This is a genomic window from Paraburkholderia sp. OAS925 (genome assembly GCF_040543975.1).
Taxonomy (GTDB): domain Bacteria; phylum Pseudomonadota; class Gammaproteobacteria; order Burkholderiales; family Burkholderiaceae; genus Paraburkholderia; species Paraburkholderia graminis.
Map to the genome: position 1 here is coordinate 749,906 of NZ_JBEUNO010000001.1, position 15,529 is coordinate 765,434.

A 15,529-nucleotide genomic window follows, 5' to 3' on the forward strand; every position below is an offset into this window, starting at 1 on the left:
AGGCGGCAGCCAGGCTGCCGCCGCTCTCTTCGCGCTGAGAGATCACAGCGCGTATAAAAAAACCCTGCCGTCGTGAGACGGCAGGGTTTTTCACTTACAGCGTTTATTCGAAACGAACGTTACGCGTACTCGGTCAGCGCGCCGCGCATCTTCTTCATCGCGCTGGCTTCGATCTGGCGAATACGTTCCGCCGACACGCCGAACTCGTCCGCCAGTTCGTGCAGCGTCGAGCCGCCCGAACCGTCGTCCTGCACCTTCAGCCAGCGGGCTTCGATGATGCGGCGGCTGCGGGCATCGAGTGCCTCCAGTGCCGTCGCGATACCGTCGCTCTGCAGCTTGTCGCGCTGACGAGAGGCCAGCACGGCGGTCGGCTCGCTGTGCGAGTCGGCGAGATACGCAATGGGCGCGTACGACTCTTCGCCGTCTTCAACCTGGCCTTCCAGCGCGATGTCGCCGCCCGACAGGCGCGTTTCCATTTCCGCTACTTCTTCGCGCTTGACGTTCAGTTCCTTGGCGAGACCTTCGATCTCGTCCGGCGTGAACGAGCCCAGGCCCTGCTTGTGGCTGCGCAGATTGAAGAACAGCTTGCGCTGCGCCTTGGTCGTGGCGACCTTCACCATGCGCCAGTTGCGCAGAATGTATTCGTGGATCTCGGCCTTGATCCAGTGCATCGCGTACGACACCAGACGCACGTTCTGTTCGGGATCGAAGCGCTTCACGGCCTTCATCAGGCCGATGTTGCCTTCCTGGATCAGGTCGGCGTGCGGCAGCCCGTAGCCGAGATAGTTGCGCGCGATCGAAACGACCAGCCGCAGGTGCGACAGCACGAGCCGGCGCGCGGCCTCGAGGTTGTCGTGCTCGCGGAATTCTGTGGCGAACTGGCGTTCTTCTGCCGGCGTCAGCATCGGAATCCGATTTACGGCCTGGATGTAGGCGTCGATGTTGCCCAGTTGACCGGGCAGCAGGGAGGAATGCGAGAGCGCCAGCGCACCTGCCGGAGCGGCCTTAGCCGACGACGGGCTCAGAGTACTCGGAAGGGTCAATGCATGGCTCACGTGGAAAACTCCTTTGGAATCAGGCAAAAGCTTGTTCAGGTAACGACTCCAGCGTTGGATGTTAGCACTCTCGTTTTCCGAGTGCTAATACTTAGAGGCCGTAGGGGCTTCCAAGTTCCGTAAATTCCTATCGACATCAAAGCTTCAATAGCCATGATACGCCCCTTCAAAGCGCAATGCAGAGACGTATTAATTACCTGACAAAGCGCCTTCATTTATCACTTTCGACCGATTTTTTCACTTTTTAACGTCAGTAATTGCGAAAATTTAAGTTTCTTAAGATGATCCGCCGACTTCGGATTCTCTTTAGAATAAGCAAGACTGTTACAGATCGTTCAACCTGTTGAGCTCGGGTGTCAGATGAACAACAAAAAGAATGTCGTGCGTGGACTGGCTCTAAAAAGCGTCTGCGCGGCCCTGCTGTTTGGCCTTTCAGGCGTCGCCGCGGCGGATCAGTTCGGAATCCAGGTCGCCGGCGGCCTCGGCGATCATCATGTCAAGAAGCTGGATCTCGGCTTTGTGTGGGACCCGAATCTCACGTGGTGGCAGATCGGCGACTGGCATTTCGCGCTGATCGGCGAGGCGCACGTGGCCTGGTGGCATACGAACGAAGGCAATGTGCACGAGAACATCGGCGAAATCGGTGTGACGCCTATCATTCGCTTCATCAAAGGATCGGGAACGATCCGGCCTTTCGTCGAGGCCGGCGCGGGCGTGCGGCTTCTGTCGAGCCCGAGAATCTCTTCGACCTTCACGCTTTCCACGGCGTTCCAGTTCGCCGATATGGCGGGCGTCGGCGTGCAATTCGGCGGCCGTCAGCAGTACCAGGCCGGCTACCGCTTCCAGCATGTGTCGAACGGCGGTATCAAAGAGCCGAATCCTGGTATAAATTTCCACCAGCTATATCTGCAATATAACTTCTGACCGTGGCCGCTACGGCTCACCGGTACAAGGGGCTGAGCAATGGCGGCAAAGACAATCGAGGCGATTCGCGGGCTGGAGCGGGAACGCTTTCGCGCAATGGTCGACGGCGACGGGCAGTCGCTCGACGCGCTGCTCGCCGACAACCTGAGCTACGTCCACACGAACGGCAAGCGCGAAACGAAGCAGCAGTTCATCGACGGCATTACGGGCGGACGCCGCCGCTACCGGCAGATCGAAGTGCAGACGCAGGACGTGCTGCCGGTCGGGCGGGAAACCTGCGTCGTGACGGGCCGCGCGCTGATCGAGATGGAAGCGAATAACGGCGCGCTGCTTTTCCCCATTGCCTACACGGCGATCCATACGCAGGAAGAGGGCCAGTGGCGCCTCATTGCGTGGCAGGCAACGCGCTGCGCAATCGAGTGAGCTTACGACGGCGTTCTGGCGACATCCACGATCAGTTCGACTTGCCGCTCGATCGCGCCGGGCACCGGCGCCTCGCCGCGCAGCACGGCGCTGATCCACGCCGCGGTCGTCGCGGCGTCGCGCGCTTCGGGTAATTCGACCTCCGGCGCGTCTCGCGACGAGCGCTCATGCGGCACCCGCGTCTCGCAGATGCCGTCGTGCAGCCAGTCGATCTGCACCTGACGCCGCGTGTCGGCCACCGCTTCACCTTCGGTGCCGCGCGCGAGCAGCGCGCCGCCCTGCGCCGCCTCGGGATGCGCGCTGAATAGCTGGGTCAGGCTGTCCCGATACGGTGGATGCGTGTAGTTCACGAGCCGCAAACCGGCGGGCGCGAACGGCTGCAGAATTTTCACCAGCGTGTGCGTCGAGTTGCGCACGCCCATGCGCCGGCGCAGCGCGAGCAGACGCGCGAGCTTCGGCGCGAGAACATCGATGGACGCAAAGGCCACGCGCCGCTCGGCGAGGCCGTCTTCGATATCGTCGTGCGAGCTTGCGTGCGGAATCCGCAGATGCGTGAAAATTTCGGCGCTCGTCACGCGGCCGGGATCGTCGGTGACGCCGTGCACCAGAACCGGCACGCCCTCGCGCGCGAGCAGCAGTGCGAGGAGCGGCACGAGATTCGGCTGCTTGCGCGCGCCGTTGTAGCTCGGGATCGACACCGGGCTGAACTCGCCCGGCGGCAGATGAACCGGCTCGAACGACGCATGAGCGCCGGCGAGCATCGCGGCGAGTTCGTCGGCGGTTTCGCCTTTCACGCGGTAGGCGAGCAGGATCGCGCCGAGCTCGAGTTCGCCGACGCGGCCGTCGAGCATGGCGGTGTAGAGCGCGCGGGTGTCGTCGGCGGTGAGCGCGCGGGCGCCGTTCGGCCCGCGGCCAATCTCCTTGATGAAGCGGGCGCAAGGGAACGGGTTGGCGGTGTCGGCGGAGTCTGTCATGAGGGCAATGGACTTGCTGGCGCGCCGACTTTGAGCCGGCCGCCACGGTATTCAAGGGACGTTGTCTGGTGTGAGTATCGCATCTATGGCGCTGCGGCGAGATCCTGGCAACGGCGTGGCAATGGCGCGGCGCTGTCGCGAACGGCTGCCGGACTGACGCGCGCCGCCTGTTGCCGCGCGTTAAACTGGCTGTCTGTTTGTCTGTCTATCGCCGCGCCGCGGCTTCTGTCTGTCTAACAACGGAGAACCGGATGAGTTACGTATTTGCACCGGCACCGGTAGTTGCAGTGCCGGTTGTCGGGTCTAGCGAGCAGTTCCCTGTGCGTCGCATTTACTGCGTCGGCCGCAATTACGAGGCGCATGCCCGTGAGATGGGACACGATCCGGATCGCGAGCCGCCGTTTTTCTTCGCCAAGCCCGCGGATGCCGTTCTGTATGTGCCGCCGGGCGAGACGGGCGAATTCCCATATCCGTCGCAGTCGAAAAACGTGCACTTCGAAATGGAACTGGTCGCGGCGATCGGCAAAGGCGGCAAGGACATTCCGGCCGACCGCGCGCTGGATCACGTCTACGGCTACGCGCTCGGCCTCGATATGACGCGCCGCGATCTGCAGGCCGAGGCGAAGAAGCTCGGGCGTCCGTGGGACACCGCAAAGGGCTTCGATCACTCGGCGCCGCTTGGGCCGATCCATCCGGTTTCGACGGTCGGCCACGTCGGAGAAGGCGCGATCTGGTTGTCCGTCAACGGTGAGGACAAGCAGCGTTCGGACGTGTCGCAGCTCATCTGGTCGGTCGGCGAAACTATCGCTTATCTGTCGACGCTCTTCGAGCTGCAACCCGGCGATCTCATCTTCACGGGCACGCCGGAAGGTGTCGGCGCGGTCGTGCCGGGCGATCTGATGAAAGGCGGCGTGGACCGGCTCGGCGAGTTGAGCGTGCGCGTCGTTTGACGCGGGGATGGGGAGGAGACAACAACATGAAGCTCTACAGCTATTTCCGCAGTTCGGCGTCGTATCGCGTGCGCATCGCGCTCAACGTGAAGAATCTGCCGTACGAGTATGCGCCCGTGCATCTCGTGCGGGACGGCGGCGAGCAGTTGAAGCCCGAGTACCGCAAGCTGAACGCCGACGGCATCGTGCCGACTCTGGTGGACGGCCACGAGGTCATGCCGCAATCGCTCGCGATCATCGAGTATCTGGAGGAAACGCATCCGGAGCCGCCGCTTCTGCCCAAAGCGCCGCTCGATCGCGCGTATGTGCGTTCGGTGGCGTTGCAGGTGGCGTGCGAAATTCATCCGCTGAACAATCTGCGGGTGCTCAGGTATCTGAAACACACGCTTTGTGTCGACGACGATGCCAAAGACGCGTGGTATCGGCATTGGGTGGAAGCCGGTTTTGCGGCGCTCGAGACGCACCTCGCGAGCGACGCACGCACGGGCAAGTTGTGCTTTGGCGACGTGCCGACGCTCGCCGACGCCTGCCTGATTCCGCAGGTCTTCAACGCTCAGCGCTTCAAGGTCGATACGGCGAAATTTCCGACGATCCAGCGCATCTACGATCACGCGATGCAAATCGATGCGTTCGCGCGTGCGGCGCCGGGCGCGCAGCCGGACGCTGAATAGGCTTGCTACGGTGAATGCGAAAAGGGCACTCCGCGGAGTGCCCTTTTTCGTTTGGCTTCGTTTCCCTTCGGTTCCCTTCGTCTGCCTGTGCTGGCGTTCAGCCGCCGAGCAACGCGTCCGAAAACTCCTCGGCGCTGAAGGGCTGCAAATCCTCGACCTTCTCGCCGACGCCGATGAAGTAAACCGGAATTGGCCTTTGCCGCGCGATTGCCGCGAGAATGCCGCCCTTCGCCGTGCCGTCGAGCTTGGTGACGATGAGGCCGGTGAGGCCGAGCGCGTCGTCGAAAGCCTTGACCTGTGCGAGCGCGTTCTGCCCGGTATTGGCATCGATCACGAGCAGCACCTCGTGCGGCGCGCCGTCCTGCGCCTTGCCAATCACGCGCTTGACCTTGCGCAGCTCTTCCATCAGATGCAGTTGGGTCGGCAGACGGCCGGCCGTGTCGGCCATCATCACGTCGATCTTGCGCGCCCGCGCGGCGCCGACCGCGTCGAAAATCACGGCGGCCGGGTCGCCGCTTTCCTGCGCGACTACGGTCACGTTGTTGCGCTGGCCCCAGATGGCCAACTGCTCGCGCGCGGCCGCGCGGAACGTGTCGCCGGCGGCCAGCAGCACCGACTGGTCGAAGCTCTGCAGATGCTTGGCGAGCTTGCCGATGCTGGTCGTTTTGCCCGCGCCGTTGACGCCGGCGATCATCATGACGAGCGGCTTGGCGCGCCCGAGCATCAGCGATTTTTCGAGCGGCCTCAGAAGGTCGACGAGCAGCGTGCGCAGGGCGGCCTTGACCTGCTGCGGCTCCGTGAGACGCTCGGCGCGCACTTTCTCGCGCAGCGCTTCGAGCAGGAATTCGGTGGCGTCGACGCCTGCGTCCGACATCAGCAGCGCGGTTTCGAGCTCTTCGTAAAGATCTTCGTCGATCTTTGCGCCGACGAAAATGCCGGTGATGCTCGAACTCGTTTTCGACAAGCCGGTCTTCAGGCGAGTCAGCCATGAGCGTTTCGCGCTCTCGTCCGGAACCGGCGGCGGCACGATCTCTACCGTTTCTAACGACGCTTCTTCGACGTCGGTTTCTGGCTGGGCTTGCGGCACAAATTGGGGCTCAGCGGCTGCAGGCGGTGTCGCGATGCTGCCGGGCGCATCGGCACGCGGCGCGGCCGGTGCTTCTACCGCAGGCGGCTCGTCGAGAAGATCGTCAGGCGCGGTCTGCGATTCGTCTGGCGCGTTTTCGGACTCTTTCGAACCCTTGAATCGTTTGAAAAAGCTGAACATGATCTGGCGTGGTGAGAGCGCGCGCCGAAGCGCGCAGCCGGCACAGCGCCGGCGGGAGCGGCAGGCAGCGTTGCAATGCGGGATGCAGGGCGCTGGAAGCCGCACATTTTATCAGGCGCGCCGTCGTGCGTCGTATCGGCCGAATGGCCAGGGTGGACGCGCGGCGCCCCTGTGGTAACGTTGGCGCTCCAGTCCGCTCGTATGGCGCTTCGCGTCGATGTGGCGGACGCTTTCCACAAACGTAATCGAAACTGCATGCCCCGTTCTGCTCCTTCACGCGCCCACGGCGCTTCCTCCAAAAGCCGCAAGCCGCACGCGATCCGGATTATCGGCGGCGACTGGAAACGCACGCCGCTGCCGGTGCTCGACCTCGACGGTCTGCGGCCGACGCCGGACCGCGTCCGCGAGACGCTGTTCAACTGGCTCGGGCAACGCCTTGACGGCGAGCTCTGTCTCGATCTGTTCGCGGGCAGCGGCGCGCTCGGTTTCGAGGCAGCGTCGCGCGGCGCCGCGCGCGTGCTGATGGTCGAGCGCAACGCGCGAGCGGCCGCCCAGTTGCGGGCGAATCAGGAGCGCCTCGCCGCGCGCACGATCGAAATTGTCGAGGCCGACGGCTTGCGGCTTGCTGCAAGCCTGCCGCCCGCTTCGTTCGACGTCGTGTTTCTCGACCCGCCTTTCGGCGACGATCTGCTGGACAAAGCGCTGGCGCTGGCCGCGCCGCTCGTCAGCGAAGACGGGTTTCTGTATGTGGAGGCCGGCGCGGCTCTGGACGTCGACGCAAACGAAGCGCTGGCCGGGTGGAAAATCGTGCGGGAAGGGAAAGCCGGCGCTGTCCACTTCCATTTGCTGCAGCGCGAAAATGAGGAATAATGCGCCTTCCAAAACAAGCGCCGGACGATTTCACGTCACGCGCGCGGCCGGTGCCAAATGCGTCGCGTGGACGCTTTGACGTGCCCATCTGTCTGAAGAGAGGAGAAATCTCATGGTAGTCGCCGTGTATCCGGGCACGTTCGATCCGCTCACACGCGGTCACGAAGACCTCGTGCGGCGCGCGTCGAGCATCTTCGACACGCTGGTGGTCGGCGTTGCCGACAGCCGCAACAAGAAGCCGTTTTTCACGCTGAAAGAGCGTCTCGACATCGCTCATGAAGTGCTCGGCCATTATCCGAACGTGCAGGTCATGAGCTTCAAGGGGCTGCTGAAGGACTTCGTGCGGACCAATAACGCACGCGTGATCGTGCGCGGGCTGCGCGCCGTGTCGGACTTCGAATACGAGTTCCAGATGGCTGGCATGAACCGCTATCTGTTGCCGGACGTGGAGACCATGTTCATGACGCCGTCCGACCAGTACCAGTTCATCTCGGGCACGATTGTCCGGGAGATCGCGCAACTGGGCGGCGACGTCAGCAAGTTCGTGTTCCCGTCGGTCGAAAAATGGCTGAAGGAAAAGGTCGCGGCATTGGACGCGGACAACGGCGCTTCGGCGGCGCAGCCGTAACCGGCGTAAACTATCGGTTTGACGGAACGAAGCTGGCTGCGGCCGGCATGAAGTGAGAGAAGTATGGCCTTGATGATTACCGACGAGTGCATCAATTGCGACGTGTGCGAGCCCGAGTGCCCGAACGACGCGATTTCGATGGGCCCGGAAATCTATGTGATCGACCCGAAAAAGTGCACGGAGTGCGTCGGCCATTTCGACGAGCCGCAGTGCATTCAGGTGTGTCCCGTCGAGTGCATTCCGCGCGATCCCGAGCATCTGGAAACGCCGGAAGGCTTGATGGCGAAGTATCACGCGTTACAGGCGGCAAAGAGCGCGTGAGGTTGTGGTCAATGGAATTGAAAACGGCGAGGCGCGGGCCTCGCCGTTTTTTTTGCTGCGCGCCGACTAGCTGATTAGCTGACTAGCTCACGTAGGCGCTGAAAATGTCGCGCAAGGCGTCGAGCAGCATGTCGCACTCGGCGTCGGTTCCGACCGAGATGCGCAGGTGCTGATCGATTCTCGGCGCCTTGAAGTGGCGTACGAAAATTTCCTTCTCACGAAGCCGCGACACCAGCGCCGCCGCGTCGTATCCGGGGTGGCGCGCAAACAGCAGATTGGCCGCCGACGGCACGACATCGAAACCGAGCGCCGTCAGGCCCGCAGCCAGCCGTTCGCGGCTCGCGATCACTTTGGCGCAAGTGTCGCGGAACCACGCTTCGTCCTGATACGCCGCGCGGGCCGCGGCTTGCGCGAGGCGGTCCAGCGGATACGAGTTGAAGCTGTCTTTCACGCGATTCAGCGCGTCGATCAGTTCCGCGTTGCCAAACGCGAAGCCGACGCGCATGCCCGCCAGCGAGCGCGACTTCGACACCGTCTGCACGACGAGCAGGTTCGGATAGCGGTCGATCAACCCGATCGCCGATTCCGCGCCGAAATCCACATACGCTTCGTCGATCACCACGACCGAATCGGCGTTTGTTGCGAGCAAGCGCTCGATGTCCGCAAGCGGCAGCGGACGTCCCGTCGGCGCGTTCGGATTCGGAAACAGGATGCCGCCGTTGGGAACCGCGTAGTCGTCGACGTGGATCGCAAAGGCGTCGTCGAGCGGAATCGTCCGATAGTCAACGTCGAAAAGCCGCGCATAAGTCGGATAAAAGCTGTACGTGATGTCAGGAAACAGCAGCGGCTTGTCGTGCTTGAGCAAGGCCTGGAAGGTGAGCGCGAGCACCTCATCCGAGCCATTACCGGCGAAAACCTGATCGGCGCGGATGCCGTGGTACGCAGCCACGGTTTCACGCAGCTTGAGCGCGGTCGGGTCCGGGTAGCGGCGCAACGATTCGCCGGCATCGCCCAGTTCCTCGCGGATTGCCTCGAGCACGCGCGGCGAAGGCGGGTAGGGATTCTCGTTGGTATTCAGCTTCACCGGATGCGCGAGCGCGGGCTGTTCGCCCGGCACATACGGCGTCAGACGGTGAACGATGTCACTCCAATAGCGGCTCAAAGGGTTCTCCGATGCAAAGCGGTCGATCTGGCGCGGCGGGTTCTAAGTCAATGCGATGATCAGCTTGTGTTGTTAAGCGCACGGCCGGCAGAACGCGCCGGTTGCACGCAACGCAGCGGGGCCGTCCCGCGCAAAACAACAGCGCTTACGAATTGCGCTTACGAATTCCGATGCAGTTGCATCATCGCGCGTTCAAGCTCGCCTTTGATGATCTGCGGCATCACTGCCAGCCCACGCTCCATGGCCGCGTCGATCGCGTCCTGCTCCTCGCGGCGCGGCGGTTTCAGCACATAGTTGGCGACGTCCGGCTTCGCGCCGGCGCGCGCGCTTTCAGGAATCAAATCCCGCGGATGGCCGATGCCGATGCGCAGCCGCCAATACTGCTGCGACGACAGATGTGCGGTGATGTCCTTCAAACCATTATGACCGCCGCTGCCGCCGCCGAGCTTCAGCTTGACACTGCCGGGCGGCATGTCGAGTTCGTCGTGCGCGACGAGAATCTCGTCGGGAAGAATCTTGAAGAACTGCGCCACCGCGACGACCGACTGACCCGAGCGGTTCATATAAGTCTGCGGCTCGAGCAGATGCACTTCCTCGCCGTGAAGCCGTGCCTTCGCGTAGAAACCGTGGAAGCGCCGCTCGTCGCGCAGGGTCGTGCCTGCGTCGCGCGCCAGTTGATCGACCAGCCAGAAACCTGCGTTGTGGCGCGTCGCGGTGTATTCGGCGCCCGGATTGCCGAGCCCGACGATCAGCTTGATCATGATTGCGTGGGTCCATCTGGCCCGGAAGCAGCGCGCGGCCGAGCCGAAAAAAACCGAAAAAAAACCCGCCGGGGCGAACCTCGGCGGGTCACGTCGACCGTTTCATTGAAACGGATCGAGAGGATTGCTTGCTCAATGCGCGAACGGCGCTTAAGCAGCCGGCGTTTCGCCTTCAGCGGAAGCAGCGTCGCTTTCCGACACTGCGCCAGCCGGGATCGTTGCCGAAGCGACGACCGGGTTTTCAGCGTCGACGTGAGCAACCAGCGACACGCCTGCCGGCAGCGGAATATCTTTCGCGTGAACCGATTGACCCGCTTCGATCTTCGCCAGATCGACTTCGATGAATTCGGGCAGTGCCGACGGCAGGCACTCGACTTCGATTTCATTGATGACGTGCGAGATCACCGCGCTCGCCAGCTTGACTGCCGGGTTCGATTCCTGGTTCATGAAGTGCAGCGGCACCTTGGTGTGCAGCTTCTTCGTTGCGTCGACACGCTGGAAGTCCACGTGCAGCACGAGCTGACGGAACGGATGGTATTGCACGTCGCGCAGCAGAACCTGTTGCGACTTGCCACCGACTTCCAGATCGAGAATCGACGAGTGGAAAACTTCTTTCTTCAGCGCGTGCCACAGCGCGTTGTGGTCCAGTTCGACCAATTGCGTTTCAGCACCAGCGCCATATACGATGCCCGGGGTCTTGCCCGAGTTACGCAGGCGGCGGCTCGCACCCGTACCTTGCAAAGAACGCTCGAAAGCGACAACTTTCATCTTGAATCTCCAATGCACTGCCCGCGACCAGGCAGTAAAAACGGGGCCCGCAAGCCGTTATGGCTGAGGCCCCAGAGCTGCGGCATGAACCTTCGTTCGTTCACGCCGATTGTGCAAAAGCGCGGCGTTGCCTTGTAGCAATACGCCGCGCCTTCGCAAATACTTAACTTTCAGCGAACAGCGACATGACCGAATCGCCGCGGCGGATGCGCGAGAACGTTTCGGCCAGCAGACCGGCGCTCGTCAGCGAACGGATCTTCGCGCACGAGCGGGCTTCTTCACCGAGCGGGATCGTGTCCGTGACGACCAGTTCGTCGAGCGCGGAAGCGGCGATACGCTCGCCCGCGCCGCCCGACAGAACGGGGTGCGTGGCGTAAGCGAAGACCTGCTTCGCGCCACGTTCCTTCAAAACCTGTGCTGCCTTGCAAAGCGTGCCGGCGGTGTCGACCATGTCGTCCATGATCACGCAGGTCCGGCCTTCGACTTCACCGATGATGTTCATCACTTCGGCAACGTTCGCCTTCGGGCGGCGTTTGTCGATGATTGCGAGGTCGCAGTTGAGCTGCTTCGCCAAAGCCCGGGCACGCACCACGCCGCCGACGTCCGGTGAAACGACCAGCAGGTTCTCGTAGTTCTGCTTGCGCAGATCGCCGAGCAGCACGGGCGTAGCGTAGATGTTGTCGACCGGAATGTCGAAGAAACCCTGAATCTGGTCGGCGTGCAGATCCATTGTGATGATCCGCTCGACGCCCGCGATTTCCAGCATGTTCGCCACGATTTTCGCCGAGATGGCGACGCGCGCCGAACGAGGGCGGCGATCCTGGCGTGCATAACCGAAGTAGGGGATGGCTGCGGTGATCCGGCCGGCCGATGCGCGCTTGAGCGCGTCGACCATGATCATCAGTTCCATCAGGTTGTCGTTCGCCGGTGCGCACGTGGACTGCAGAACAAAGACGTCTTTGCCGCGCACGTTTTCCTGAATCTCGACCTGGATTTCACCGTCCGAGAAACGGCTCACCATTGCTTTGCCGAGGGGAATACCGAGGATTTTGACGACTTCCTGTGCAAGCGCGGGATTTGCGTTGCCAGTAAAAACCATCAGGCCGTCATGGCTGCTCATCGTGCACCTGCTTCAGGCTGGGGGCGAGGGGAAATGCGAGAATTTTTGGCAGGGGAGAAAGGATTCGAACCTTTGCATGCCGGAATCAAAATCCGGTGCCTTAACCAGCTTGGCGACTCCCCTACACTAACTTTGAGCCCCGCCGAACGTGGAGTTTCGTTCGACGATGCAAAACCTATGACGCGAAAGCAAAGAGTGGATGCTGCGTCAGACTGGCGGCCACTGCGCTGTTCCATTCGCTCGGCAGTTTGGCTTGTGCCGCTTCTGCTTCAGCTTTGCTACGGAACGCTGCAAAGACACTTGCACCAGATCCGGACATCCGCGCCGGCGCGATATTTTCAAACCATCGCAGCACTTGCGCTACTTCCGCGTACTTTCCTACGACAACCGGCTGCATGTCATTGCGGCCAAAACTGTCTGGCCATTCAGTGTTGCAGCTAAGTTCTGCAGGAAAGTCCGTAATTGTGAGGGCTTTTGAATCTCTTGTCAACGATTTTTCGGAGAAAATCGCTGCAGTCGGCACATGAACCCTCGGCGTCACTACCAGGAAATGACGCGGCGGCAATTGTACAACGTCTAACGTTTCTCCAACACCCTGGGCGAACGCATTTTTTCCGAAGACGAAGAACGGCACGTCGGCGCCGAGTTTCAGTGCCAGCGCCTGCAATTCGAGCCGCGGCAGCTTCAGCTTCCACAGACGGTTTAGCGCGAGCAGCGTGGTCGCCGCGTCGGAACTGCCGCCGCCGAGCCCCGCGCCCATCGGCAGACGCTTTTCGATCTCGATGTCGACGCCTTCCGGCGAGCCCGTATGCGCTTTCAACAGATTGGCTGCGCGCACGGTGAGGTCGTGTTCCGGCGGCACGTCGGCGATTTCGGTGCTGCGGGTGACGAGACCGTCGTCACGCAGTGTGAAATGCAGCGTGTCGCCCCAGTCGAGTAGCTGAAAGACCGTTTGCAGCGTGTGATAGCCGTCCGGCCGGCGCCCGGTGATGTGCAGGAAGAGATTGAGCTTCGCTGGCGCGAGGCAATCGCGCAGCGAGTGGGTTGTTTCGATCATGGGTCGGGGCTACGGGGCTACATGCGCCAAACAGGCGCCGAATAAGCGGCAAGTGCATGCGAAACAACAGCGCGCAAGGCACGCCGTTGTTCTTACTGGTCCAGCACAAGCTTGATGTCGAGCGGAGGTTCCGAGCGCGTCAGATTCACACGCTTCACGCCGGTGGCCGGCGCATCGGCGTAGGCCAGATAGTCGATCGTCCAGCCGTCCTGGGTGATTTCCTTGAAACGCGACGGTTGCTCCGGGTCTTTTTCAGTCTTTGCGCGCGAAGTCGGCGCGGGCGAAGGCTGCAGCCAGTAGCGCAAGCCTTCGACGGGCAACGCGAAGCCCAGCGCATTCTGCATCAGCGTTGACACGTTGTCCGCGGTGAGCGGCTGGCGGTTCGGCAGTTCGAGCGTCGCCGAAGCCGGCGACGACGTCACGATTGCGAGCGTCTGGCCAAACGGATTGCGCAACTGCAGCGTGACGGTGTCGCCGGTTTCCTGCCACGAGAAATTGCCGTACGCATTGCGCTGCTGGCCATTCTGATCGTTGTACTGGACGGCGAAGCGGCCCTGGTAAGCGCGGCTGGTTTGCGCGGTCACCGCGGTTGCGGCATTCGACGTGGACGGCCCTTGCGGTTTCACCGACGCGCAGCCGGCCAGTGCGACGACGGGCTGCCGCCGCGAGCCCGAGCGCCGCACGACGCGTCGCAAGGGAGTGAGTATCAAGACGGGAAAGACGCATCAAAGATCGTTTACCTGAAGACGTTGCAGCGTTTTGACGAGCGTTTCGTTGTCCGGTTCGAGCTTGCGCGCTTCGCGGAAAGCGGCGCGAGCCTGGTCCTGATTGCCGGATTTCCACAGCACTTCGCCGAGGTGCGCGCCGATTTCGGCGTTCGGCTGAATGTCGTAAGCCTTGCGCAGCACCTTGATCGCGTCTGTCGTGTCGCCCATGCGGTACTTGACCCAGCCGACGCTGTCCATGATGAAGGCGTCGTTCGGCGCGAGCGACGATGCCTTCTCGACCAGCTTGTCGGCTTCCGCGAGACGCTGATTGCGATCGGCCAGCGAGTAGCCGAGCGCGTTATACGCCTGCGGATTGTCCGGCTGCGTCTGGATCAGCTTGCGCAATTGCGCTTCCATCGTGTCGAAGTGGCCGTTCTTTTCGGCGGCCATCGCGTAGTCATACGTCAGATCGGGGTCGTCCGGGAACGCCGCCGTGGCTTCCTGCAGGCGCGTTTCGGCTTCGCCATAGCGCTTCGCGTCGAACAGAATCGCTGCGTCGGTGCGCACGACCACCGCCTGATCGCGCGGATCGGCGGGGCGCAGCCTGGCGAGTTGCCGGCGCGCGTCGTCGGGCTTGCCCTGCTTGGCGAGCAGTTGCGCGCGCGTAATCTGCGCCGGCAAGTACTGCTGGCTGGACGGCGAAATCTTGTCGAGCCAGTCGGCGGCAGCCGCTTCGTTCTTCTGTTCGAGCGACAACTGCGCAAGGTAGATGTACGCCTGGCCAGGATCGGCGCCGGGCGTTTTCTCGGCTTGCTGCGCGTATTGCGTGAGGTAAGCCTGCGCGTCGTTGAAACTCTTCTGCTGGATTCTGATGAGCGCGAGCGCCATGAGCGGCGTCAGGTCGTTCGCGTTCGCCTTGTGCATGATCTCGAACTGCTTTTGCGCGTCGTCCAGACGGTCGCTCGCCAGATACATTTGCGCGAGCGCGAGACGCGCGTCATGCGACTTCGGATTCTGCTGCACGTATTTTTCGAGCGACGCGATGCCTTCCTTGCGCTCTTCCGGGCCCATTTGCGAAAGCGTCAGCGCGGCCGGCAAATAGTCGGGCTTGAGCGCCAGCGCCTGTTCGAGCGACTTGCGCGCGCCGGGTGCGTCGTTCGCGACCAGTTGCTGACGTGCGACGGCCAGTTGCGCTTCCGGCCGGTTCATGTCGTTCTTCAACATCTCCTGCAACACATGCAGGCCGCCGATCCGGTTCGGTCCGCGCGAGAGCAGCAACTGCAGCGCGAGGATCGCGTTGCCGCGATTGTCCGCCGGCACCTTCGCGAGTTCGCGCTCGAGCAGCGGCTGCGCGTCGTCCGGCTTGCCCGACAGCACGAGCAGCGACGCGTCCAGCTGCGCGGCGCGCTCCGAACTCGGCGCATACTGCTGCCACAATTGCGCGGCAGCCAGTGCGTCCGATGGACTTTGCGCGGCCAGCGCGATTTCGGTGGCGCGCTGCGCCATGCGCGGATCATGTGTGTCACGCGCGAGCGCGAGGTACGTCTGATACGCGGGCGCCGGCTGATTGCGTTGCAACGCGACTTCGGCGGCGAGTACCTGGAATACGATCTGGCTCGTCAGCTGCACGCTCGGCAGCGATTTCTGTTCTTCCGCCGACGGCGGCCCGAGCGGATCGCTCAGCGTGACGGAGGTATCGTCCGAGTCGGGCGACGGGTCCTGCGCGTGCGCGGGCGCCGCGGCGAACGCCCACAGCGCGAGCGCGGCAGTACCGAGCACGCGCCGGGCGGACACTGCCTGCGGCACACGCAATGCGCTAGCCGGGCGCTTCAAAAACAGCTTCACGAAGGACAAGTTCATGGAAATCCGTT

The 15,529-nt window shown here is 62.6% G+C and carries 16 protein-coding genes, 1 tRNA gene and 1 pseudogene; 7 read left to right on the plus strand and 11 right to left on the minus strand.

Annotated features, from left to right (window positions below; translation table 11 throughout):
• Window positions 1-119 precede the first annotated feature (119 nt).
• Window positions 120-1,055, minus strand: coding sequence for an RNA polymerase sigma factor RpoH (gene rpoH, locus ABIE53_RS03345; RefSeq protein ID WP_006048050.1), 936 nt, complete (start codon window positions 1,053-1,055; stop codon window positions 120-122).
• Between the two features lie 360 nt (window positions 1,056-1,415).
• Between rpoH and ABIE53_RS03350 the strand changes: the two genes are divergently transcribed.
• Both ABIE53_RS03350 and ABIE53_RS03355 read left to right on the plus strand, forming a co-directional pair.
• Window positions 1,416-1,979: an acyloxyacyl hydrolase gene (locus tag ABIE53_RS03350; RefSeq protein ID WP_006048049.1), complete on the plus strand. Its 564-nt coding sequence runs from the start codon at window positions 1,416-1,418 to the stop codon at window positions 1,977-1,979.
• Between the two features lie 39 nt (window positions 1,980-2,018).
• Window positions 2,019-2,402, plus strand: coding sequence for a nuclear transport factor 2 family protein (locus tag ABIE53_RS03355; protein WP_006048048.1), 384 nt, complete (start codon window positions 2,019-2,021; stop codon window positions 2,400-2,402).
• Window positions 2,403-2,404: 2 nt separating this feature from the next.
• On the opposite strand, the gene ybiB is transcribed toward ABIE53_RS03355, so the two are convergent.
• A complete protein-coding gene (gene ybiB / locus ABIE53_RS03360) occupies window positions 2,405-3,376 on the minus strand; it encodes a DNA-binding protein YbiB (RefSeq protein WP_107710497.1) in 972 nt (323 codons plus the stop codon).
• A gap of 251 nt (window positions 3,377-3,627) precedes the next feature.
• Here ybiB and ABIE53_RS03365 point away from each other — a divergent pair, with 251 nt between their 5' ends.
• Both ABIE53_RS03365 and maiA read left to right on the plus strand, forming a co-directional pair.
• Window positions 3,628-4,326: a fumarylacetoacetate hydrolase family protein gene (locus ABIE53_RS03365; protein WP_053857473.1), complete on the plus strand. Its 699-nt coding sequence runs from the start codon at window positions 3,628-3,630 to the stop codon at window positions 4,324-4,326.
• A 26-nt stretch (window positions 4,327-4,352) separates the two neighbouring features.
• Window positions 4,353-4,997 carry a maleylacetoacetate isomerase gene (gene maiA / locus ABIE53_RS03370; RefSeq protein ID WP_006048045.1) on the plus strand — a complete coding sequence of 215 codons (645 nt, stop codon included), beginning with the start codon at window positions 4,353-4,355 and terminating at the stop codon, window positions 4,995-4,997.
• A 97-nt stretch (window positions 4,998-5,094) separates the two neighbouring features.
• Here the strand turns inward: maiA and ftsY are convergent, their stop codons facing one another.
• Window positions 5,095-6,264 carry a signal recognition particle-docking protein FtsY gene (gene ftsY / locus ABIE53_RS03375; RefSeq protein WP_107710496.1) on the minus strand — a complete coding sequence of 390 codons (1,170 nt, stop codon included), beginning with the start codon at window positions 6,262-6,264 and terminating at the stop codon, window positions 5,095-5,097.
• Between the two features lie 255 nt (window positions 6,265-6,519).
• On the opposite strand from ftsY, the gene rsmD reads away from it, so the two are divergent.
• The 3 genes from rsmD (at window position 6,520) to ABIE53_RS03390 (ending at window position 8,083) form a co-directional block, all read left to right on the plus strand.
• Window positions 6,520-7,134, plus strand: coding sequence for a 16S rRNA (guanine(966)-N(2))-methyltransferase RsmD (rsmD, locus tag ABIE53_RS03380; protein ID WP_107710495.1), 615 nt, complete (start codon window positions 6,520-6,522; stop codon window positions 7,132-7,134).
• A gap of 112 nt (window positions 7,135-7,246) precedes the next feature.
• Window positions 7,247-7,762: a pantetheine-phosphate adenylyltransferase gene (gene coaD / locus ABIE53_RS03385; RefSeq protein WP_006048042.1), complete on the plus strand. Its 516-nt coding sequence runs from the start codon at window positions 7,247-7,249 to the stop codon at window positions 7,760-7,762.
• A 63-nt stretch (window positions 7,763-7,825) separates the two neighbouring features.
• Entirely contained in the window at window positions 7,826-8,083 is a 258-nt protein-coding gene (locus ABIE53_RS03390; protein WP_013337947.1) for a YfhL family 4Fe-4S dicluster ferredoxin, read from the plus strand.
• An 82-nt stretch (window positions 8,084-8,165) separates the two neighbouring features.
• On the opposite strand, the gene hisC is transcribed toward ABIE53_RS03390, so the two are convergent.
• The 8 genes and pseudogenes from hisC to ABIE53_RS03430 all read right to left on the minus strand — a co-directional run bounded on the left by hisC (window position 8,166) and on the right by ABIE53_RS03430 (window position 15,518).
• Window positions 8,166-9,245 (minus strand): histidinol-phosphate transaminase, encoded by a 1,080-nt coding sequence (gene hisC, locus ABIE53_RS03395; RefSeq protein WP_107710494.1) that lies wholly within the window; start codon window positions 9,243-9,245, stop codon window positions 8,166-8,168.
• Window positions 9,246-9,403: 158 nt separating this feature from the next.
• Entirely contained in the window at window positions 9,404-10,006 is a 603-nt protein-coding gene (gene pth, locus ABIE53_RS03400; protein WP_053857477.1) for an aminoacyl-tRNA hydrolase, read from the minus strand.
• A 150-nt stretch (window positions 10,007-10,156) separates the two neighbouring features.
• The gene (locus ABIE53_RS03405; protein WP_006048038.1) at window positions 10,157-10,774 is read right to left on the minus strand and encodes a 50S ribosomal protein L25/general stress protein Ctc; all 618 of its coding nucleotides are present in this window, start codon (window positions 10,772-10,774) and stop codon (window positions 10,157-10,159) included.
• A gap of 163 nt (window positions 10,775-10,937) precedes the next feature.
• On the minus strand, window positions 10,938-11,894 hold the full coding sequence (locus ABIE53_RS03410; RefSeq protein ID WP_006048037.1) for a ribose-phosphate pyrophosphokinase: 957 nt from the start codon (window positions 11,892-11,894) through the stop codon (window positions 10,938-10,940).
• Window positions 11,895-11,940: 46 nt separating this feature from the next.
• Window positions 11,941-12,017: transfer RNA gene (locus ABIE53_RS03415), tRNA-Gln, on the minus strand.
• A gap of 52 nt (window positions 12,018-12,069) precedes the next feature.
• On the minus strand, window positions 12,070-12,951 hold the full coding sequence (gene ispE / locus ABIE53_RS03420; RefSeq protein ID WP_114155765.1) for a 4-(cytidine 5'-diphospho)-2-C-methyl-D-erythritol kinase: 882 nt from the start codon (window positions 12,949-12,951) through the stop codon (window positions 12,070-12,072).
• Window positions 12,952-13,043: 92 nt separating this feature from the next.
• Window positions 13,044-13,677: pseudogene (gene lolB, locus ABIE53_RS03425) on the minus strand (lipoprotein insertase outer membrane protein LolB).
• Window positions 13,677-15,518: a tetratricopeptide repeat protein gene (locus tag ABIE53_RS03430; RefSeq protein ID WP_192700006.1), complete on the minus strand. Its 1,842-nt coding sequence runs from the start codon at window positions 15,516-15,518 to the stop codon at window positions 13,677-13,679. The pseudogene lolB and the gene ABIE53_RS03430 overlap by 1 nt, the downstream one beginning before the upstream one ends.
• Window positions 15,519-15,529: the final 11 nt, after the last annotated feature.